The sequence below is a fragment of the Bacteroides clarus YIT 12056 genome (assembly GCF_900129655.1).
Classification (GTDB): Bacteria; Bacteroidota; Bacteroidia; order Bacteroidales; family Bacteroidaceae; genus Bacteroides; species Bacteroides clarus.
This window is the reverse complement of record NZ_FQWK01000003.1, coordinates 391,070-413,185: the sequence shown is the minus strand read 5'-3', so window position 1 is coordinate 413,185 and position 22,116 is coordinate 391,070. Positions and strand designations below refer to the sequence as shown.

The 22,116-nt window shown below is 37.6% G+C and carries 23 protein-coding genes, 1 tRNA gene and 1 pseudogene; 7 read left to right on the top strand and 18 right to left on the bottom strand.

Annotated features, from left to right (window positions below; all coding sequences use genetic code 11):
- Positions 1-16 precede the first annotated feature (16 nt).
- Positions 17-277, bottom strand: a pseudogene (locus BUB52_RS15840) (site-specific integrase); the annotation flags it as partial.
- Positions 278-818: 541 nt separating this feature from the next.
- On the opposite strand from BUB52_RS15840, the gene BUB52_RS06430 reads away from it, so the two are divergent.
- The 4 genes from BUB52_RS06430 to BUB52_RS06415 are packed head-to-tail and all read left to right on the top strand — an operon-like array spanning position 819 to position 5,384.
- A complete protein-coding gene (locus BUB52_RS06430; protein WP_009121415.1) occupies positions 819-2,072 on the top strand; it encodes a hypothetical protein in 1,254 nt (417 codons plus the stop codon).
- Positions 2,057-2,449 (top strand): hypothetical protein, encoded by a 393-nt coding sequence (locus BUB52_RS06425; protein WP_009121416.1) that lies wholly within the window; start codon positions 2,057-2,059, stop codon positions 2,447-2,449. The genes BUB52_RS06430 and BUB52_RS06425 overlap by 16 nt, the downstream gene beginning before the upstream one ends.
- Positions 2,446-4,356 (top strand): DUF3732 domain-containing protein, encoded by a 1,911-nt coding sequence (locus BUB52_RS06420; RefSeq protein ID WP_009121417.1) that lies wholly within the window; start codon positions 2,446-2,448, stop codon positions 4,354-4,356. Before BUB52_RS06425 ends, BUB52_RS06420 begins: the two co-directional genes overlap by 4 nt.
- Positions 4,353-5,384 (top strand): nucleoid-associated protein, encoded by a 1,032-nt coding sequence (locus BUB52_RS06415; RefSeq protein WP_009121418.1) that lies wholly within the window; start codon positions 4,353-4,355, stop codon positions 5,382-5,384. Before BUB52_RS06420 ends, BUB52_RS06415 begins: the two co-directional genes overlap by 4 nt.
- A gap of 18 nt (positions 5,385-5,402) precedes the next feature.
- On the opposite strand, the gene BUB52_RS06410 is transcribed toward BUB52_RS06415, so the two are convergent.
- The 11 genes from BUB52_RS06410 to BUB52_RS06360 form a co-directional block, all read right to left on the bottom strand.
- Complete coding sequence (locus tag BUB52_RS06410; protein ID WP_009121419.1) at positions 5,403-5,777, bottom strand: helix-turn-helix domain-containing protein; 375 nt, start codon at positions 5,775-5,777, stop codon at positions 5,403-5,405.
- A gap of 66 nt (positions 5,778-5,843) precedes the next feature.
- Complete coding sequence (locus tag BUB52_RS06405) at positions 5,844-6,527, bottom strand: hypothetical protein (protein WP_009121420.1); 684 nt, start codon at positions 6,525-6,527, stop codon at positions 5,844-5,846.
- Positions 6,528-6,783: 256 nt separating this feature from the next.
- Complete coding sequence (locus tag BUB52_RS06400) at positions 6,784-7,374, bottom strand: YqiA/YcfP family alpha/beta fold hydrolase (protein WP_009121421.1); 591 nt, start codon at positions 7,372-7,374, stop codon at positions 6,784-6,786.
- 2 nt (positions 7,375-7,376) lie between these two features.
- Positions 7,377-7,676 carry a hypothetical protein gene (locus BUB52_RS06395; RefSeq protein WP_009121422.1) on the bottom strand — a complete coding sequence of 100 codons (300 nt, stop codon included), beginning with the start codon at positions 7,674-7,676 and terminating at the stop codon, positions 7,377-7,379.
- Between the two features lie 134 nt (positions 7,677-7,810).
- A complete protein-coding gene (locus tag BUB52_RS06390) occupies positions 7,811-8,917 on the bottom strand; it encodes a site-specific integrase (RefSeq protein ID WP_039950494.1) in 1,107 nt (368 codons plus the stop codon).
- A 99-nt stretch (positions 8,918-9,016) separates the two neighbouring features.
- Positions 9,017-9,922 (bottom strand): helix-turn-helix domain-containing protein, encoded by a 906-nt coding sequence (locus BUB52_RS06385; protein ID WP_009121424.1) that lies wholly within the window; start codon positions 9,920-9,922, stop codon positions 9,017-9,019.
- A 251-nt stretch (positions 9,923-10,173) separates the two neighbouring features.
- The gene (gene mnmE, locus BUB52_RS06380) at positions 10,174-11,559 is read right to left on the bottom strand and encodes a tRNA uridine-5-carboxymethylaminomethyl(34) synthesis GTPase MnmE (RefSeq protein WP_009121425.1); all 1,386 of its coding nucleotides are present in this window, start codon (positions 11,557-11,559) and stop codon (positions 10,174-10,176) included.
- A gap of 464 nt (positions 11,560-12,023) precedes the next feature.
- Positions 12,024-12,902, bottom strand: coding sequence for a nucleoside phosphorylase (locus tag BUB52_RS06375; protein WP_009121427.1), 879 nt, complete (start codon positions 12,900-12,902; stop codon positions 12,024-12,026).
- 95 nt (positions 12,903-12,997) lie between these two features.
- Positions 12,998-13,999: a flotillin-like protein FloA gene (gene floA, locus BUB52_RS06370; RefSeq protein ID WP_009121428.1), complete on the bottom strand. Its 1,002-nt coding sequence runs from the start codon at positions 13,997-13,999 to the stop codon at positions 12,998-13,000.
- A 40-nt stretch (positions 14,000-14,039) separates the two neighbouring features.
- Positions 14,040-14,510, bottom strand: coding sequence for an NfeD family protein (locus BUB52_RS06365; protein ID WP_009121429.1), 471 nt, complete (start codon positions 14,508-14,510; stop codon positions 14,040-14,042).
- 7 nt (positions 14,511-14,517) lie between these two features.
- A complete protein-coding gene (locus tag BUB52_RS06360; protein WP_009121430.1) occupies positions 14,518-15,948 on the bottom strand; it encodes a tetratricopeptide repeat protein in 1,431 nt (476 codons plus the stop codon).
- Between the two features lie 135 nt (positions 15,949-16,083).
- On the opposite strand from BUB52_RS06360, the gene BUB52_RS06355 reads away from it, so the two are divergent.
- Both BUB52_RS06355 and BUB52_RS06350 read left to right on the top strand, forming a co-directional pair.
- Positions 16,084-16,836, top strand: coding sequence for a PP-loop family protein (locus BUB52_RS06355; RefSeq protein WP_009121431.1), 753 nt, complete (start codon positions 16,084-16,086; stop codon positions 16,834-16,836).
- Positions 16,837-16,873: 37 nt separating this feature from the next.
- Positions 16,874-17,242: a DMT family protein gene (locus BUB52_RS06350; RefSeq protein ID WP_004289767.1), complete on the top strand. Its 369-nt coding sequence runs from the start codon at positions 16,874-16,876 to the stop codon at positions 17,240-17,242.
- Positions 17,243-17,271: 29 nt separating this feature from the next.
- On the opposite strand, the gene BUB52_RS06345 is transcribed toward BUB52_RS06350, so the two are convergent.
- From BUB52_RS06345 to BUB52_RS06320, 6 genes are all read right to left on the bottom strand, one after another.
- Entirely contained in the window at positions 17,272-18,294 is a 1,023-nt protein-coding gene (locus BUB52_RS06345) for an FAD:protein FMN transferase (protein ID WP_009121432.1), read from the bottom strand.
- A 55-nt stretch (positions 18,295-18,349) separates the two neighbouring features.
- Positions 18,350-18,931, bottom strand: coding sequence for a manganese efflux pump MntP (locus BUB52_RS06340; RefSeq protein WP_009121433.1), 582 nt, complete (start codon positions 18,929-18,931; stop codon positions 18,350-18,352).
- Positions 18,932-18,935: 4 nt separating this feature from the next.
- The gene (locus tag BUB52_RS06335) at positions 18,936-19,703 is read right to left on the bottom strand and encodes a DUF6048 family protein (RefSeq protein ID WP_009121434.1); all 768 of its coding nucleotides are present in this window, start codon (positions 19,701-19,703) and stop codon (positions 18,936-18,938) included.
- Complete coding sequence (locus BUB52_RS06330) at positions 19,672-20,157, bottom strand: DUF6452 family protein (protein WP_009121435.1); 486 nt, start codon at positions 20,155-20,157, stop codon at positions 19,672-19,674. Before BUB52_RS06330 ends, BUB52_RS06335 begins: the two co-directional genes overlap by 32 nt.
- Positions 20,158-20,159: 2 nt before the next feature.
- A complete protein-coding gene (locus BUB52_RS06325) occupies positions 20,160-21,113 on the bottom strand; it encodes a glycosyltransferase family 2 protein (RefSeq protein WP_009121436.1) in 954 nt (317 codons plus the stop codon).
- A gap of 64 nt (positions 21,114-21,177) precedes the next feature.
- Positions 21,178-21,705, bottom strand: a complete 528-nt coding sequence (locus BUB52_RS06320; RefSeq protein ID WP_009121437.1) for a DUF4199 domain-containing protein — start codon at positions 21,703-21,705, stop codon at positions 21,178-21,180.
- A gap of 232 nt (positions 21,706-21,937) precedes the next feature.
- Here BUB52_RS06320 and BUB52_RS06315 point away from each other — a divergent pair.
- Positions 21,938-22,011, top strand: a tRNA-Thr gene (locus BUB52_RS06315).
- Positions 22,012-22,116: the final 105 nt, after the last annotated feature.

Sequence of the window (22,116 nt, the reverse complement as noted above, 5' to 3'; positions counted from 1 at the left end):
GCTAAAGAGACATTCATTACGCTACCTTTACGGGCGCACAATAACTGTTCATTCGTTGGTTGCTGGGAACAGGAAGTAATAATCCTTTTTCATTGCAGATTGGATTTGATTGATATTTCTCTAAAATAAGTCTTGGTATATCCAACAATGGAATGTCGCACATATTATCGGTCTTTTCCCTTGCTTTTCTTATCCACCATTCACCATTATCAGCCTGTACAAGGTGTTCCTTTTTCAGATTATTTACGTCTGTGAAAGCCAAACCGGTGAAGTAACAGTTTTGGTTCCTTTCCAGAAACTTTTATGTGCTAACGTTACAGATTTTTCCAAATTGGACGTCCATGAGTTCGTCAATATTTGTCAGACCATTTTTTAGAATTTCTTATGTTGTCTTCATATTCCAAAGATAGTTTTCTTGATGGGGAAAAGATAAGTTTTATGGCGTAAAATGGCGAAGGGGGATGATGAAACATGGACTATATGATAATATACTTCAAAATCTTTATAAATTATTGATTCATAAAAAAATATTTGCTTACTTCTATCACTGTTGAAGTTGTTTTTTCTATACCCGGTTGTGTTGCAAACTTAAAATAAGGTAAGTTAATAGATTGATTTAGTTTCATATTTTGTTTTAAAGAGCATTTGCTGCTTCTGTTTATATAAAATATGTTTGAATAATGTGGTTAATCTTTTATCTTTGTGGTACTAAGAATATGATATACCGAATAATGATGTTCTGATTAGTATGATAATAACTCTGTGCATGAAATTAGTCGGTTAAATAAACTTATAATTAAATATATAAATAATTACATATGGAGCAGAATGAACATAATAATCATAGTGGTATTGGTTCTATAGCAGGTTTCGTATATCAAGATTATTTTTTCTTGTTTAAATTGTTAACATTACAACCAGGAGAAAAAGTTTCTTTTGAGATGTTTGAAGATGTTGGTGTGGAAGAAAATGAAAAGAAAATTTATTATCAACAGAAGCACACCATAAAAGGAAGTATAGATAAACCTATTAAAATGGCTGAAAGAGATAATGATCTCTGGAAAACATTTTCTGTATGGATTGATATTCTCACTAAAAAAGGAACAGAACAACAACAACGTGATTGGATTGCAAGTAGTAGGTTTATTTTACTGTCGAATAAAGATGCTTGTAATAATACTCTTTGGAAAAAAATTCAGGAATTCCAGATGAATGAAACAAAGTATGATGAACTAGAATCGTTTATTAATGAATTGTATAATAATACATCCGACTCTGTATATCAAGATGGAAAAGAAATTGTAGAGAGTGACAAGAAAAAGAAAATAAGGATGTTAATGGAATATCCATTAAAGAAAGAATTTCTGCAAAATGTTAGTTTTGAATTTAAAACAGATGACGATATTATTGATGATATAAAGCATAATATTATGTTTCAGCATAATACGCCAGAAATAAATGTTCATGAGTGTATGATAACATTACTAGGAGAATTAAGATATTCTTATAAAGATTCTATTCAAAAGGGTAAAGCATTGGAATTTGATGAGGAATCATTTGATGAAAGATTTGGAAGTTATTTTAATATTTATAAAAGAAGAAAATTTGTTCCAATCAATAGAAACATTGATATACCCAAAGAGCCTTTAAAGTTAACATTCATGAAACAATTACTAGAGGTTAAATATTTAAGGGCTTCTGATATTGATACTGTGAGAGACTATGCAAAATATCGTATTGATTTTGGGAATAGTTATAATCATGCATTAAAATTTACAGGTGAACAAGGACGTAAGTATTTTGAAAACGAAGTAAAACAAAGATGGAGATATCATTTTAATAAAGAAAATATTGATATAGAAGAAGATTCATCAGAAAAGAATATATTATATGCTGGGAGAAATGTAGTATTGGGGGTGATGAAAGAAGATCTTAAATTTGAAGAAGATCAGCTTACTAGAACACAATCCAATGGTTGTTTTTTCTATTTTTCAGATGGAGAAAGACCTAAATTAGGATGGAGATATGATTGGAAAAATAAATATAATGGGATTGAATGGATTACAGAATAAATAATGAAGCAATTATTTCATGTGTAATTGCTCAAGTACTTAAACGAGAATCATGTGATTCACTACGACTTTCTTTATTGGTTCCGTTACTTATGGAAAATAAAACAGTTAATAATACTGAGTTGACGTTAGTTTATAAAGAGTATCTGCCTATTGTTGTTAATAGCATTATAATATTGGTTCAAGGAAATATTGTTAAAAATAGGGCTGGAATAATTTCACTGACTGATAAAGGGAATGAGTTTTGTAATGGTATGTTAAATTATTCATGTAGTTATAGATTACGGACTATTATAAGTGAAATTGATACTTGTTTGGAAGAGGCTCAAAAGTTTTCTACTATTGAATTATATCAAAAATTAAAAATTATTCTATGAATTTCTATATAAAAAAAATGAGATTGTGGTTTAAAACCCATCCACAACCTGTTACATATACATTTGAACCTAATAAGGTTAATGTTATTACAGGAGATTCCTCAACAGGAAAGTCATCTATTTTGCGAGTTATTGATTATTGTCTTTTGGCACCAGAATCTACAATAGTTGAAGATGTCATTAATGAGAATGTAGCTTGGTATGGGTTGAATTTCCATTTAAATGGGCATGATTATGTAATAGCTCGTAAAGCTCCTTCAGAAAGTGGATTTGCTGATAGGGATTTTTACTGGGGTGAAGATTCTAATGATATGCCTGATATTATACCAAAACCAACAGTTGGTGTAACACGTGCTTTTTTATTATCTTTTTTTAATCAGAAATTTGCATGTGATGGGCTAATTGTTAAACAAGATAAGAAAGAAATAAATATTTCATTCCGGAATTTTTTGTTATTCAACTTCTTAACAGAAGATATTATTGCTACCTTTAATACTTATTTTGATTATAGATTTTTTAGGGATGAAAAGTTAGATGGTGTCGTTTCAGAAATTTTTAAATTGGGGATTGGTATTGATGAGTCTCAAGAACAAATTTTATCTCATCAAATAAAATCTCTTGAAAGAGAAATTTCCAATCAATATAAATATAAAAATATTGATAAAGAAAATAATATTAGATATAAAAAGAAAATTGAATCATTAAAAGAGCTCGCAAAGAGTTTGGGCCTTTTAGATGATGAAGGGATGGATATTAATTCAAAAGAATTTGTTACAAAAATAAAATCTGAAATTCTAGAATTTCAAAAGTTTACAGATAGCCATCGCAAAGGTCAAGAAATAAAAAAACTCGAATTAGAAGCAGAGGAAATCAAAGAACAATTACGTTGTTATAAAGGTCTGCGTCGATCTTATAATAAAGCCAAACGATATGCTGAGGAGGTGAAAGATAGCTTATCTCCAGTTGAATATTTGAGGCAAAATTTAGATAGTGTAGTTATGGGAGTTGAGACAATAGAGCTACTACATTCATTAGAGGACGCCTATCAAAGTGTAACACAGATACAGATTCCAGATGATTATTTACCAGCTGATATGGAGTTGCGTGTGTCAGAATTAAAGCAAAAACTAATGGCAATTAATGTCAAACAGGAGGCATATAAAGAATACATTAAACGTTGTTTTGATTATAATTGGCTAGCTAAAACAGTAAAACTAGAGAATGAATTAAAAGGAATTAAACCTGTGTCATGTAAATATATTGGTGATATAGAACTAACGAACAAAGAAGATTTGTTATGTAGTTTGACGAAACAATATAACAAATTAATTAGTGATAATCAGAAGTGTATTAATAAGATGTTGGATTATGTACAAAGTTACTATGAACAACAAGACGGTATGTCTGATAATTATAGGAATAAAAGGATTGGATTTGACGAAACAACATTAACATTGAATTTATATAATAACAGTGATAGTTATTATCCAATTAGAAATATAGGGAGCAAATCAAACTATATGTTCTTGCATCTATGTTTTTTTCTAGGTTTACAGGAATATATTAAAGAAATATATCCCCAGCGTGTAGCAAATTTTCTTTTTATTGATCAGCCTAGCATTCCATATTATGGAACTAATCGACATAGAGGTGAAATTTCTAATGAACTGGGAAATCTTCGATTAAGGAAAAGAGATGATGAAAGCAAACTAAAATCTGCTTTTAAATTAATAGATCAATTTATGAAGCAAAATGTGAAATCAGATGGAACTGACAATTTTCAAATTATTTTAATAGAGCATGCAGATCCAGTATATTGGAAAGATTTTTCCAGTTTTGATACGCGTTATGTTTTTACACAAGATAAAGACTTCGGATTAATCCCTTATTATATTGTTGGTGAATGAATAAGATTAATATAAAAAGAATAAAAGCCTCAACGATTCAAGTTATAGGTAATAAAACAAGAGAAGAAGGAGTTTCTTTTGCTACTCGATTAACAGATTTAAGTTCTTCTGAAGAATTTATAAAGCAATTTGTTGAGAATTCCTTTAAAACAGTTGATCAAAAGCAATTTACATATATAGATAATTTGGAATTGAATCCAGTATATAATTTTGTGTCTAAAATTTTTTCTAACAATGAACTATTTATAAAGCAGTCTGTAAATTTAGCAACATATCTTTATGAGCAAAGTTTACACCCGAATATTAAAAGTGGTGAGTTTTATACAATTCTTCTAGATTGTATAGTTGATAATGAAATGATAGAAGCATTACTTTTGTTAAAGTCAGAACATAAAGATGCATTTTTGACGACAGATAATGATGGGAAGGTTATCTCTGTTAAAACAGTTTATGGTGCCAGTATCAAAAATATGGATAAGGGATGTTTGATTTTAAATCAAAAGTCTGAAGATGGTTATATAGTATTTGTTGTAGATAACACCAATAATGGTAATGATGCTCGTTATTGGACGGAGAGCTTTTTACACATAGCAGATCGTTGTGACGACTACCATACTACACTATCTGTAGCCAATCTATGCAGTTCCTTTATTTCTAAGATGCAAAAAAGTGAAAAAGTTGATTACTTGGAACTTGCTTTAGCCGCTAGTCGAAATAATGAATTGATGAATCAAAAATCTACAATTGATGTAAAGAAACTACCAGATTTATTATTTTCTAGCAGTAAATATAAACAAGATTTTAATGATTTCTTACAAAACTATGAGTGCATGAATGATACTATTCCTAAAACTTTTATGCCTAAACCTGAGGCAATCAAGCGTAAATCCATTAGTCGAATGAATTCAATTCGTTTAGACAATAATTTTGAAGTGAAAATTTTAAATAGTCAAGCCGAATTAATACGAGGATATGATGAAGAAAAAGAAATGAGCTTTTATAAATTATGGTTTGATAAAGAATATTAATTTTTGTAATTTCCATTGTCAGAGACAAATATTAACTCCATTTCTAGGTTTGCGTTTCATCCCCTTAAGTATTTGTGCGGATTGTTCCTGATAGAATAGAGGTTGGCTTTGTTTTTTGCCAGCCTCTATCCATTTAAAGAGTTCGTCCTCATAGAAATATAATTTTTTACCACGTTTATAGGCTGGGATGAGACCTGTACGAGCAAGTCTATAGATTGTCGGTTTTGATTTTTGGATAAGTATGCTAGCCTTATCTATGTCAATTAGTTGATGCTGATGATCAAGTTTCTGTGGCTGTAGTGTTTCAACTAATTGGTAAATTTTCTCTACTTGTTCTGTTAAATAGCTTACAGCCTGCGGAAGCTTGTCGAATGTGATAGGTTCTTTTGTCATACTATCTGTTTTTACTTTTGAGGATTAATACTTGTTGATGCAGTATTTATGAATATAAAGTCTGATTTATTGAATTATATCTGGATTTAATTTAATCAGGCACTCTGTTTCTGAGTGAGACATCTTTTTGATTATCGTGTTGATTTCATTTTCTTTCATGGTATCAGCAAATACTTTTTTAATGAATTTTGCTGTATATGAACGTCGTTTACCTAATGCTTTACCTATGTTCCAACCCAAATGCATAACATCTATAGCTTTCAATTTTGAATCTACTTTTATAGGAATAATATCGATAGCAGTTTTATCCTGAAAGAAATCTGAAATATAAGCACAGAGGCGCTGCAGATTTTCTTGGCTTGTATAAGCAGCCATCGTTTGATGGATGTATATATGTACTAACTCTAGCTTTTTATCGTTCGTACGTTTCTGTTCTGTAATAGTATTCGAACGGAGTTTTTCATATTCCATAAATGCTTGTTCTGGTGCAATCACAGAATCATTAAGATGTTCATGGATGAACAAAGATTTGCTATGATGACATAAATATATAATTATCTCGTATAATGCAATTTGCATTGATATATATAATCCTGTAGATATTATAAAGACCGATATAAAAATAATATTTGAGCTGAATTGATCAAAGCCTGCATTGACTGCTTCAATGCGTATAGCAAGTGCTATAAGAAGTAATGTTCCAGCTACACTAGAATCTAAAATAAAATATTCAAATTTCTTCAAATACATAAGCCATATGTTTAACTGTTCGTAAGCAAAGGTAATGTTTACTGATTATGTATTATCAGAAAATGACAAGAGTGACATCAGACTTCATCAAACGTCACTAATTGTCATAAATAGTTTGATTATTATTGGAAAGTAAGAAGTGTTCAGATGGAATAGGGGCGGATTAATTTATGGGATTGAATATAAGACATGGATTTATAACTTATCATATAATAAACAAAAGTGGTATTCTTTCTATATTATATGATAAGTTATGCTATAATTCCAATAATCGTTCCGCTAATGGCGCATAATATTTTTGTACTTCTTCAGCTGTTGGAGTATGACCGCCAGGAAAGTGGTATGAATATTTATAATGCATTAAAAATAAAGGCTCAAAGTGTGCTAGATGGTCATTCTCACCAAATATCCCCCATATATTTTCTTGGTTAGCTACCTGACAATTGTCCCATTGATGCTGTTGAAGTTCTGCGAATTCATCAATCAATGTTTGGTTAATGACAAGCTGCTGGTTTCCGTTAGCTCGTGGAGATTTGTATTCATGCGAACCAATACGTTCTATCAAGAAACGTGTCATTTCGAAATGAGGATTTCCGAGTAAAGCTGGGATATTGTTTTTAGATGCTACTATCTGTGCCAAAAACGAGCCATTACTGTTTCCTACCAATATATCAGGTTGTTCTTGGTTGCACAATCTTTGGATAAAGTCGATAGCTTCCTGTGGATGCAGGGGTAAGTCTGGACTCAAGACTGTTGCCTTACCGCTGAAATATTCTTTCAAGGCAAGAGCTGGGATACATGTACCTGATGCAAAGAAACCATGAAGGAAAAGAATTTTCTGTGCCATAATCAACAACCGCTTCCGTCAATATTACATGTTGCTCCTTCATTGATAGGACGTGAACGTAATCCGGCATCTTCTGGATTCAAAGTAACCGTACCGTTTTCCAGTACAAAGCAAGGAATTCCAACGGCTCCAACACTTTTGGCTTCATTAAAGGCCGGATGATAATCTCTTAGTCTCAAGAATGCTTTCAAATCTCTTACGTGTTGACCAATATCGATGACTTCATATTGGTTATTACCTTTTACTTGCTCTTCTACATACGTACAATCCGGACAAGTTTCCATTCCATATATTTTTATCATAGCTGTAGTTATTCATTTAAAGACTCAATTTTCTTCAAAGATAGCGATTCTGTCAGATAAAGCAAACATAAAAACAGGTCATATCCGATAGATTTATCAGATATAACCTGTTAGTAGGTAAGATAAGAGCTATATTATTTCAACGAAATCTTATTAGCCGTCTCTCGCTTCTTGGAATTGACCAAATCAGCATAAATCTGTGTGGTCGAAACATTTTTGTGAGTAAGCATTTTCGATACTGTATAAATATCTGTGCCCAAAGAGATTTGTATGACGGCGTACGAATGACGGAAGCAGTGGAAGGTTATGTGTTTTTTGATTCCGGCTTCCGAAATCCATTGCTTGAGAGGCTGATTCGTCATAGCTCTGGTCAGTCCTTTAAATACGCGGCCTGAACCAGGAATACCACATAGTTCCAACGCTTCGTTACTAATGGGGAGAGTCGCTTCAGTTTCTGTCTTTTCTGTACAAATTCTGATGTAATAACCATTGTCAGGACCGACTTCAATATTATCCCATGTAAGCTGTAAAATATCGCTGATACGAAGACCGGTCATACAGGAGAATAATGAAGCTTGTTTCAGTACAGGAATCTTGCATGGTGTAGCGGCCAGTTTCTTAACTTCTGCTAATGTGAGATACTGCTTTTTGACTTCTTTCCATTCAATCTTGTCTATGAAGTCATTCAGATTTTCACGTAGCATCTTCTCTTGATAAGCTATTTTCAGTAATGCACGGAAAGTTGAAAAATAGCCAGCTGCCGAATTCCTCGAAACACTGATATTAGGGTGACGGATCTGTTTACAGTTCAGTAGATACTGTCTGAACTTCTGACAAAGCTCTACCGTTACATCACCGAAAGTGCAATAGCCGTTTACAAACTTTTCAAAATGCTGGTAAACGCAGTCCCATTTGTGATACTTCAGTTTTGCTTTCTCACGAAAATAGGTAAGGAAGTCAGCTTTCATTTTGTGCTTGTCAAGAAATCCAAATTCTTCATTGACGATTGCCTGTACTCTGATACAACGAATGGCTTCAGCCTTACTCAGCATCTCATTGTTGAAATCACGTTCAATCTCATTTTTAGGACGGGCATAGATATAAATGCCAAGATATTCCCTGCGACTCATTTTCATTGTGTACGGATTGCGAATAGCCGGATAATAGTCCAGGTAGAGAGAAATTCTGCCGTTACTGATAACTCTTTGTCTCAATGTTACGTTAGTACATGTAAGTGCCATAAGATTAATGTTTTTGGTTGATAAATTATTATTATCGGTACAAATTAAACTGGTGTTTTCTTGGTGAATACTCACACCGGAAAATAACTTATACCAGGATTATTCAATGATAGGATCTTCGAACAAATTATCGAGCTCAGGTTTGGATATAAGAGTATACTTTCCCTTCTTAATCTTGGGAATTTGATGATACTTGGTATAATGGTATAGCTGGTCTCTTGTTATTTTGAATTTTTCCATAGCCTCTCGAACTGTATAGTATTTGGGTTCTTCAGCCTGACGTATTCCCTTTGCTATATCGAAGTGCTTTTTTGAATAATATACGGTAATACCAACTTTCTTTTTCGGAATAGCATTTTTATAAACAAAAGAGTATATAGCATTAAGGCTCATTTGAAATTTGTCCTGTACTTCTTGCACACTGTACCATTCTGTAATGTCTGCGTCTGGAGCCTTCGAGGAAAAATAAGCATCAACATGCTTTTTACTCCAGTAAGTCTTACCACGGTTGAACGTTTTGGGAATTTTATTTTTCTTAGCCATCACAAATATCCATGATTCGCTAACATTGAATTTTTCTATAATTTCAGCTGTAGTATAAAATTCTGTGATTGCTTGTTTTTCCTTAGGTGGCAACTTAAAATCTGCAGGATGATTAAACATATTGTTTATGTCATCTTTGCTTAAAAGAAATTTAGTTCCTATACGTGTTGCTTTTAGATCGCCTCGTTTAAGGTAACCATATATTGTTGGTCTTGTTACTCCAAGATAAATTGCAGTTTCTGTAATAGTCAGAAAAGGTTTGTCTTTAATCTTCTCAATAGGTTTTTCTGTAACAATTTTTTCAGTTAAATTATTATTGACAATTATTGCTGCATCACGCTTACGTTTCTTATATAATGCGTTTCCACACTTATGGGAACAACAATTTGTCGTCGTTTTGTAGGCAATAAATTCTTTACCGCACCAGGCACAAATTCTTTTAATTTCAATTCTACTTTTCATTTTATTTCGCTTTATTTCACCCAATAATCTGTATAATCCCGTAAAATTCTGTAAAATGGCGTAAACTCACTCCACAATCTGTCCAGCGTAAAATGCCGGAATTTTGCTTCGTGGTACAAAAACGGTACAAAAAGATGATGTACAAAGCTTATAAATGACTAATATTGACAGTAGAGCAACAAAAAAGGCGCCCCGTAAAGAGCGCCATATCAATCGATTATAGTCAATTTAACTCATTGATAATCAGATAGTTACTTGCCGATGCAGAAATGCTGAAATATATTCTGTAATATCATATCATTCGTTACTTCTCCTGCAATATCACTCAAATGGAAAATACATTCCCGAATATCTTGTGATACGAAATCCCCAGAAATATTATTCGCCAAACCTTTCTGCACTCGGTGGATAGATTCCAATGCATTGTTTAACGCTTCATAATGGCGAACATTGGTAACTATAACATCATTTTGAGTAACAGTAGGAAGATGAGCAGATGTTATCAACATTTGTTGAAGTTCTTCAATATGTTCTCTATTTTTTGCGGATAGGATGATTGATTTTACATTGTCAGGAAAATCATTAGGAATACTATTTTGTATATTATCCACCAAATCGGCTTTGTTGTAAACGAGGATAAGCTGCTTTCTTTCACAACGAGGAAGAAGTTGACCGGCTAATTGGGTAATTTGAGTTTGGGCATCCGTAGCGTCAATTATCCAAAGAACGATTTCTGCTTGATCTAATTTTTGAAAGGTACGTTCAATACCGATACTTTCAATCGTATCGTTGGTTTCACGGATACCTGCCGTATCAATAAATCTGAAAGTGATTCCACCTATATTAACAGTATCTTCGATGATATCTCGTGTAGTACCATGAATATCACTGACAATGGCTTTCTCTTCATTAAGCAAGACATTGAGTAACGTAGATTTTCCTGCATTCGTTTCACCAACGATAGCTACAGGAACACCGTTTTTAATGGCATTACCTACACTGAATGAATTTACCAAACGAGCTATGACTTTTTCAATGTTATTCGCTAGTTGGCAAAGCTCGGAACGGTCGGCAAGTTCCAGCTCCTCATGATCACTAAAGTCTAATTCCAATTCGATAAGTGAGGTAAAATGAAGCAATTGATCGCGTAAAGCAGTAAGTTCTTTACTGAAACCGCCCCGCATTTGGCTCATGGCAAGACGATGGGTTGCTGCAGAAGATGAGGCGATTAGATCGGCAACTGCCTCAGCCTGACTTAAGTCCATTTTCCCATTTAGGAACGCACGTTGAGTATACTCACCCGGGGTGGCCATACGACAACCGCTCTTGATAAGTAGTTGTAATACTTTTTGAAGAATATAGGCTGAACCATGGCAAGTGATTTCTGTGCTATTTTCACCGGTATAGGAGTGAGGTGCGCGAAATAAACTGACAAGTACTTCATCTATAATTTCAGGACCGTCATAAATGCGCCCAAAAGTAAGTGTATAGGGTTTGCCGTTCTCTAATTTTTTATTGGTAGCGGCGGGGATAAAAATGCGAGATGTGATCTCAATAGCTTCCGGTCCGGAAACACGAATACATCCAATAGCCCCTCCTTGGGCGGTCGCTATGGCGCAAATAGTATCTTGGTTCATTATTTCCAGTTTATTTTATTTGGCAAAGATAGTGGTTTCTCTTAATTTAATGTTTAATGCTATTAAAAATACTTCAAAAAGGACGTATTACATTGGGAAGGATTATTTGAAGGAAATACGTAATGGTAGAGTAGAAGAACTTAGCACCAGATGAATCAGAAATCGCAGTATTACAAATAGATGTCTTGCTGTAAAAAATGTGAGTAGCTATGGGTAAAGAATAACGAGGAAATGTAAATATAATCTTTATGCTTCTCTCTGATTTAGTATTGGCTAATCTGAAACCATCCCCAACAAATAGTATACAAATAATAGCCCTCCATAGCTATGCCTGCTGCTACTGTGACAAGACGCCCACGCATGCAAAACAACAGCAGGCATATCATGCAGGATGTAATAAATATAACAAAGTCTTATTCATTGTACTATCTGATAGAAATGATTAAGACTTTGTTATAAGATACTTAAATACGTTCGAGTACTTTAAGAATAAGCTGGTCTATTGTATTCTTATATCCGGTATTGGCTTCTTTAATTAAGCGGTTGGCAATTACCATGCAAACGGTCATAGCTTTATGCCCCATTAAACGGCTTAAACCGGCTAATGCTGAACTTTCCATTTCAAAATTAGTAATCCTATAACCGTTGTATTCGAATTTCTCAATTTTATCATTTTGATGTGGGTCTGCCAGGGGGACACGCAGTTCCCGCCCTTGCGGGCCGAAGAATCCTCCGGCGGCAATAGTGACGCCTCGTACCATATCATCTTCGGCTATACGATCTATCAATTCTGTATCTGCATCAATTACGTAAGGAGCAGGAGCACACATATTTCCCGACCATCCCATGTGATTAAGGAAAGTACGTTCGAAAGGCAAATCACAAACAGTATTACGTCCGGCATAGAAGTTCAGTAAGCCGTCGAAACCGATGGATTTGGCAGAGCAGACAAAAGTTCCTACGGGAGTGTAAGGCTGCAGACCGCCGCACGTACCGATACGAACCAATTCCAATTGGCGTAGCTGAGGCTTTTCCTCTCTCGTCTGAAAGTCGATGTTGGCAAGGGCATCCAACTCATTCATAACAATATCAATGTTATCACAACCGATACCGGTAGAAACAACAGTGATACGTTTGCCTTTGTAAGTACCTGTAATCGTCTTAAATTCGCGGCTTTCTACTTCACATTCTTTAGTCTCAAAATGGGAAGCGACCAATGCTACCCGGCCGGGGTCGCCTACGAGGATTACTTTATCTGCCAGCCATTCAGGCTTTACGTGTAAATGAAAAACGGAACCGTCTTCATTGATAATAAGTTCGGAAGATGCAAAATACTTTTTCATGTTACGGGGTATTATAAGTTCGTTTATAAAGAGAAAACGCCGGTAACCGATTTCTGTTCACCGGTTCCGACGTTTATATCGGCAGCTTTACCGGGTTATTTGCTCAATGGCTGGTTGGATGTACCGGTTGTCGGCTTGGCAATGTTCTCGCGCATTGAAGTGTCGGCCTCAATGTTTTTCATCCGGTAATAATCCATTATACCCAGATTACCGCTACGGAATGCTTCTGCCATAGCCTTAGGTACTTCAGCCTCGGCTTCGATAACTTTAGCACGCGCCTCTTGTGCTTTTGCTTTCATTTCCTGTTCACTGGCAACGGCCATAGCACGACGCTCTTCAGCTTTTGCTTGAGCGATATTTTTGTCCGCATTAGCCTGGTCTATCTGTAAGGCAGCACCGATATTCTTACCTATGTCGATGTCGGCAATATCAATAGACAGGATTTCAAAAGCCGTACCGGCATCCAATCCTTTACGAAGCACTAACTTGGAAATGGAATCGGGATTTTCCAAAACCGATTTATGGTTTTCAGAAGAACCGATGGATGATACGATGCCTTCGCCTACACGAGCAAGAATAGTATCTTCTCCGGCACCACCTACCAGCTGACGGATGTTGGCACGTACTGTTACGCGGGCTTTGGCAATCAGCTGGATACCGTCTTTTGCCACAGCTGTAACAGGCGGGGTGTCAATAACCTTTGGATTTACCGACATTTGAACAGCTTCAAACACATCACGTCCGGCAAGGTCGATGGCAGTTGCCATTTGGAAAGGTAATTCGATGTTGGCCTTAGAAGCCGATACTAAGGCATGCACTACTTTCTCGACGTGTCCGCCGGCCAGATAGTGTGCTTCCAGTTCATCGCGGGTGATGTTACTCAAACCGGCTTTATGTGCTTCAATCAGGCCCGGCACAATGATATAAGGCGGTACATTACGAATACGCATTAGGAATAGTTGAACCAGTGATATGTTAACCCCTGAAACTTTGGCAGACAGCCATAGGAAGAATGGAACATAGTGGAAAAACAGTACCAGAAAAATGATACCGCCTATGATAATAAAGGCGGTGAGATACATCGTGCTTGGATCCATGATTTTAGTTATTAATGATTACTTATTAGTGATTTGTAATTTACGATTTGTTCTTCTCCACAAGTATTACTCCGTCTGTAATGCGATTTACTATAACGGGAGTTTTTTCATTCAGAAAACCGTCTGTGGATTTTACTTCTACGATGTCACCGTTAATCTCGGCATATCCGATGAGAGCAAGACGGGTAGTGGTAGTACCGGTATCACCTATTTTTACCTTCTCTTCGGCACTACGGTCTACTTTTGAAGTGATGTTTTTTTTCAAAGCTATCTTATCCAGGGTTTTGGAGCGCATGAACCACACTAATGAACCAACGCAGGTTATAGCGGATATGGCGAGTGTGATAAATCCTGCTGTTGTTCCTAAATTGGCAAAAGCATAGTAATTGGCGTAAATGATACAACCGCCCGCTAAAAAGCCGGCAATGCTGATACCCGGTATTATGAATAGTTCTACGAGGAACAGTATAACTGCTGCAACGATTAAAACTGCGATGATGAATATGTCCATGGCTGTTCTATTTAATGATTTGCTTTTCTAACTTCCGTACTTGGATAGCGGCACGGTCTATTTCGGTTACCAACTGTTGTACTCGTTTTTCTAAATCAAGTATGGCCGGAGCCATTTTATTTTTTTCGTTTTGATTGACACGTGAATATTGGGTACGCATATTTTCCAGTTTACCCAGTTGCAGATTATAGCTTTCTTCCAGTTGCAGATATTTTTTAAATTGCGCTTTTGCCTGCGGAGAGCGGAAATCGGCAGCATAATGATAAGTATTTCGATCATCAATCACGAACTCGAATTCATGGTGTTTTTTTGTTTCCGGCTTTTCCTGCATTATTTCCCACAGGCGTTTTCTTGCATCAGTTACCAAACTTTCATCTGTCCAAGTATCTCTAATGGAATGGAGCTGGGCAAGCTTTATAAGCTTGTTTTTATCCATGCTTTCGTAATTGTATACCTGTTTGGATGAGGCAGGAATGAATACATATACACAGACTTTACCATCCGGCTGATAGCGGTCAGATGCAAACCAACCGAGATTGTTGAACTCATCTATAACGTACATATAATCGTTGTAAGGCGAGTTGAACGGCATGCCTACGTTCTCCGGAGTTAAGTAAGTGTCTGCATTCGTGTTGTAGCGTGTTACGAAAATATCGTATCCGCCCATTGATGAAGGACCGTCTGCTGCGTAATAGATCGTGATGCCGTCTGCCAATACGTATGGATAACTGGCATTCACGGACTCGTTGATACTGCCGGGGAGCATACTGCCTTTCCCCCATTCGTCCATCATCTTGTTGCGCGACAGGATATTGAGCGTACTATCTTTCTGTAACTCGCTATAATAAATCTTATTTCCCAACTCCGTTTCGTATACGGTACCGCCTGTACCATTGGAATTCTCAAAGTAGGCATCGTACATAAACAATTTCCCGGATTCGGGACTGATTTTATATGCTTCGAGAAAATCTTTCTTATCTACAACAAAACTGTCGATGAAGCACACTTCTTCTACGCCTTTCAGCAGACGAAGATTTGCTTTGCTCTTTTCCAGAAGTTTTTCGGCTTCGGTGGTAGAACGTTTCCTTTTTGCCAGTTCGGCAATATAATCTTCATAAGTGTTAACGGCGTTTTCAAATCGGTAAGTGGCATTATAAGCTTGTGCCAGAAAAAGCTGCCCGCTGGTAGCCCGGCGCTTTACGGCTGTTTCCAAATACTTTATGGCTTCTTCCGCTTCTCCCGTATTCAGACAACATACTCCATACCACAAATTGTAATTTCCGTTATTGGGCTGTGATTTCACAAATTTCTTAAAAGCGGGCTTTGCTTTTTCATATTGGCCTTTTTCATAGAGCGCTTTAGCCTGGGCAAGGGTTTGCGCTGAAGCATGTATTCCCCAAAAAACAAAAAGTAAAAGCAGTATATATTTATTCTTCATACTAAAAATCTTTTTAATGAGTTCAAAAATACAAATTAATCGGGAATAAAGCTGTTTTCCGTGATTCTATTATGTTAATTCTTCTTTAAATGATTCTTTTCAGTTACTTTTGCAACCGACTTTTAACTGATTTTTATGGCACGGTTTACGGAGGAAGAAAAGACATTGCGACGTATTGAAAAACGGTTCGGTAAGGGTGTGGTGGAATACGGACTGATTGAAGGCGGCGACAGGATTCTCATCGGGCTTTCCGGTGGGAAAGATTCTTTGGCGTTGGTTGAACTGCTGGCTCGTCGCGCCCGGGTTTTTAAACCGAAGTTTTCGGTGGTTGCCGTGCACGTAGTCATGAAGAATATTCCTTATCAGAGCGATGCGGAGTATCTTAGAAATTTTGCAGAATCATGGGGCGTACCTTTTGTTCTGTATGAAACAGAGTTTGATGCGAGTACTGATACTCGTAAATCCCCTTGTTTTTTATGTTCTTGGAATCGGCGAAAGGCTTTATTTACTATAGCTAAAGAGCAGGGATGCAACAAAATTGCATTGGGACATCATATGGATGATATTTTGGAGACTCTGCTGATGAATATTACTTATCAGGGGGCATTCAGTTCAATGCCACCGCGGTTGGTAATGAAGAAGTTCGATATGACGATTATACGGCCGATGTGTCTTGTACACGAAGCGGACTTGATAGAATTGGCGAGGATAAGGGATTATCGGAAACAAATGAAGAACTGTCCTTATGAATCGCAGTCGAGCCGAAGCACGATGAAAGGTATTTTACATCAGTTGGAAGAGATGAATCCTGAAGCCCGGTATAGTTTATGGGGGAGCATGAGTAATGTACAAGATGAATTGTTGCCAAAAAGAACAGAGATAGGATAGACCATTAATAAGTAATTTCTAAATATTCAATTATTATATGAAAGCTTTTTATACCATTTTACTTTTAATTGTATCCAATGTCTTTATGACATTTGCCTGGTACGGACATTTGAAACTGCAAGAAATGAAAGTTATCTCTAATTGGCCGCTTTATGCCGTTATCTTGTTTTCATGGATGATAGCGCTGGCAGAGTATGCTTTTCAAATTCCGGCAAATCGTATCGGTTTTATCGGTAACGGCGGTCCTTTCTCATTAATGCAGTTAAAGGTTATTCAGGAAGTGGTAACGCTTATTATTTTTACGATATTTACCACTGTGCTGTTTAAAGGGGAATCTTTGCATTGGAACCATTTTGCGGCATTCGTATGCCTGGTCTTGGCAGTATATTTCGTTTTCTATAAATAATAAATTAGCGGGTAAGACCCGCTAATTTATTATTTTCCTGTCATATACTTTTCCATTCCTTTCGTATAGAACATCTGGAATTCTCCGTTTTCATCAGTATATATAAAACATGCGTCAAGGTCGGGATGGGCGTCGGCAAAACGTTCGGCTTCCTCCAATCCCATCACCATGAAGGCGGTGGCGTAAGCATCTGCGCTCATACAATCGCGGGCCACTACGGTGGCCGACAGAATGTTATGCTGTACCGGATATCCTGTACGCGGGTCGATGGTATGGGCATATTTCTTGCCGTCTTTATAATAATAGTTTCGATAGTTGCCTGAAGTCGCTATACCCACATCGGTGACCTGTAATACCGCTTGCAATTCCTGATTTACGGCAAGCGAATCATCTATCGGTTTGTTGATACCGATTCGCCATAAACTTTTTTTCGGGTTTTCTCCGCGAACTACTACTTCTCCGCCTATATCTACCATAAAATTCCTGATACCTTTCTTTTCCAACAACTGTGCAACGACATCTACTGCATACCCTTTGGCTACGGCACTGCACGAAAGCATGATACGAGGGGCTTGTTTGATTACCTTTCCGTCGGCGGATAATGAAACTTTTGTGTAGCCTGTAATATCCAATAGGCTGTCTATCATGGTGGAGTCGGGAAATGCCCCTTTCTTGAATCCGAATCCCCAAGCATTGGCTAATGGGGCTACTGTGATGTCAAAAGCTCCTTCGGTCTCCTGGGATATTTCCATACTGCGGCGGAATACGTTGACAAAGAATGTGTCGGGAATAATATTTTCGTTCCGGTTGATACGAGTAATGGTAGCTGTGTCATTGAATGGCGACAGCGAACCGTCAAATCGTTTGAGCTCGGTTTCTATTTCTGCTTTTAAATCACCGTCGTACTGGTAAGTTATATTGTAGACGGTTCCAAAAATCAGTCCGCTGGCAGTCTGATAAGGAGCCGTGCGATTGTGACGCGCAAGTATTCCGATAGTACCTAATACGAGTAAGGCAATCCATAAAAAGTTCCGTTGTACTTTCTTATCCATAATGTCTGATACTAAAATAAATGAATCAAATTTTTCTTTCTCCGGTTTGCAACTCTTAACTCAAGAATAAGTGCTCTATCAATATCTTTGTACCGATAATGATAAGGATAATACCTCCCCAAAGTTCTGCACGCAGCTTGCGGGCAATACCACATCCGAATCGGATACCGAACATCAGTCCGATAAATGATAAAGCAAAAGACACAAACCCTATGATGCCGATAGGCGGCAGAATGGCTGCAAAATTACGGACACCCAGAAATGCAAACGAAATGCCTACCGCCAAAGCGTCGATACTGGTGGCTACTGCTAATGCGGAGACTACTTTCAGACTGGTTGGGTCGAATTCATGCCTGCAGCCTTCATCTTTAAAAGATTCCATGACCATGCGTCCACCAAGAAAAGCTAAAATGGCAAAAGCTACCCAATGGTCTATACTTTCAATGAGATGGCTGAAAAAACTGGCTCCTATCCAGCCAAGCAATGGCATGAGCGCCTGAAAAAAGCCGAAAGCCAACGCCATTATCAGCATCGGACGCAGCTGAACACGTTTTAATATAATCCCACTGGCTATAGATACGGCGAAACAGTCCATCGCAAGCCCTATAGCAAGCAGCCAGATTTCTAATCCTGTCATTGTCTCAGAATGGTAGTTTATAAGTTATTGTATAGGTAACCCCGGTCGTGTTTCCGTTGTATTTGCCGTAGCCCGGTACATACCACGGATCTCCGTGCCCGGCAACGGAAGAACTCAGACGGAATTTAAATCGTAGGGCCCAACCCATATACAGGTCTTTCCATACGTGCGCCCGTATGCCGACGCAAAATTCAGCCCACTGCATCGAGCCTTTCATTCCTTTATAATTAAAAGGCAGGCTGTTTCCCCAAATGCCGTCTACTAAATTCGGATTACCCAAGCTACCGCCGTATTCAGGATCGTTGACTGCTAACGCTTCTACATCATATTTAAAACCGGTTGCCGCATAGCGCAGGCCGACGAGAATCATATGCCCGTGTTTCTTGTTATAAAGTGCGTTATAGTCCATGCCGATGCGGAAATAGGGAGCGCCGGTTTTATAATGCACTCCTTTGTCACTCCAGGTATCGGTATTGCCGTATCCTAATTCTACAATGGGGAAAAAACGGTTTTTAAGATTTACATCGACAGCCACTTCGCTGCTGAAGAAGTCGCTTCCAAGCAGTTTGCTTCCGGGACCCCATAAATCTACGCTGACAGAAATACCATTGTATAGCGGATAGTACACTTCCTCTTTGGCTTCCTTTTTCTCCTTTTTGGGCGGGTTGTTTGCCGGTGGGGAAGAAAGGCTGCTGTTTTGCGCCTGCAAGGGAAGAGACAACAGTAAACAGAGTGCCAGACTAATAGAATAACTTAAGATTTTCTGCTCCATAAATTCCGGCTTCTTTATTTGCAATGCGAATAGAATCAAGGCTGTGACGACTATAACGGACACCTGTTATGGCTTGTTTCATTTGATAACCGCAATCCATTGACAGGAAGTAAGGTGTATTGGTCTGGTGGACGACAAGTGTGTCTGTCAATGTTTCGCTGTAACGAAATACCAGTACAGTGGAGTCGGCGGTATATCTCAATGGCAATGATAGGTCGTGCACTTTCTTTTGGTTGTTGATGATAATGGAATCCGTACCAAAGGCAGTAACCGTTAACGAATCCAGTGTATCATTAGATACCACTTTAGTCTCAGGATCTAATGTATATAGGTAACATTGCATCATGGCTCGTGTCGCCATTGAGCAGTCTGCTTCTTCCGAACAGGATATTACTACGCTGAAAACAGGGAAAAGAATAGCCCCGAATATTATGAACTTGACTAATGCTTTCATGGTTAAATCATTTTCTCAATTTGGTACTTGTTGCGCTCCGGCGCATTGCGGGATATCAGTTCTCCGAGGAAACCGGCCACAAATAACTGCGTACCGATAATCATGGATGTTAGTGACAGGTAGAAGTAAGGGGAGTCTGTCACAAGGCGGTATGGCATACCCTGATTCATGTAATACAGCTTGCTGGCGCCGACTATAATGACAGCGACGAATCCGATAAAGAACATCAGCGAACCCAATATGCCGAAGAAGTGCATAGGTTTGATGCCGAACGTGGAAAGGAACCAAAGCGATATTAAGTCCAGATATCCGTTGAAGAAACGATTCCACCCGCCGAATTTTGTTTTGCCGAATTTCCGTGCCTGATGATGTACGATTTTCTCGCCAATTTTCTTGAATCCGGCATTTTTCGCGAGATAGGGGATATAACGGTGCATTTCACCGTACACTTCTATGTTTTTTATAACGTCTCTGCGGTAGGCTTTCAGGCCGCAGTTAAAATCATGCAGGTTATTTATGCCGGACACCTTGCGTGCCGTGGCGTTGAACAGCTTTGTCGGTATGGTCTTTGACAGCGGATCATATCTCTTTTGTTTCCAGCCGGATACCAGGTCGTAACCATCTTCCGTAATCATGCGGTATAGTTCCGGTATTTCGTCAGGACTGTCTTGCAGGTCGGCATCCATTGTAATCACGACATTGCCTTGGGCCTGTTCAAAACCGCAATAGAGCGCCGGTGATTTACCGTAATTGCGACGGAATTTTATTCCGCGCACTTTATCGGACTCTGCTTGTAATTGCTCGATTATTTGCCAGGAACGGTCGGTACTTCCGTCGTTGACGAAAATAACTTCATAAGAAAAGTTATGGGTTTTCATTACCCGCTCAATCCATGCAAACAATTCCGGAAGAGACTCCTCTTCATTATATAAAGGAACGACAACTGAAATATCCATTTGCTTATTTACGATTTTACTATTTACACTATACCTGAATTTATCTGAAATCCGTCTTTGCTTGTCATTCCTTCTTACGTCTCATTACAAATAAGGCGGTGGGAAGAGCAAGTAATGAGCCGCAAAATACATTCCATGACACCAATTGCATGGTGATGTCTATGGGAGTGAGCGATTTCACAGTTTCCAGTGTTTCTTGAAACATGTTTGCGTAGGCTTCTATGCCCGGTACGCCACTTTGATTTAAAATATCGATTTGCGACTCGTAGGCATTGATAACGAAACCATGATCGATGAAACGGAAATAAATGTAATGTGCCACAGCCGTCAGCAATGCGGCAAACATATACATAAATACTGTGAATATCCATGCATGCAGGAAGCTGATACCGCCACCGCATACAGTATTACGATATATTCGTACATAATAATACCCCATGAAAGGAACACATAACGTGAGCCCTACGAAAAGGAAAGATAAAAACGGAATTGTCAGCCCCAGAGGAAAGAGAATGAATTTTAAAATCCAATATCCGCCCAAATAGGTGCCGAACAACATCGCGTATTGCATGTAACCTTTATTTTCTGCCATTTTTCTTAGAAATATGGCGCAAAGTTATAAATAATATTGGTTGTAGACCCTGTATTCTTGTTAAAGTTGAAAAAAGTTAGGGTAAGGTATTGCGGATTTAAAATTTTTATCTACCTTTGCACCCGCAAACATGGGTAAGTCCTATACGGCCAGCTCCCTTCAAATCCTCCAGGGCTTGATCGCAGCAAAGGTAGTTGGTTGTAGCGGCGCGATATAGAAAGCTTACCCGCCTGCCTCTTTAGCTCAGTTGGCCAGAGCACGTGATTTGTAATCTCGGGGTCGTTGGTTCGAATCCGACAAGAGGCTCAAAAAAGAGATGCATCATAATATAGACGCATCTTTTTTTTCTTTATAATATTGCTATAAAAGATGAGGGAGCACACTGTTATGGTGTACTCCCTTTAACTTTTT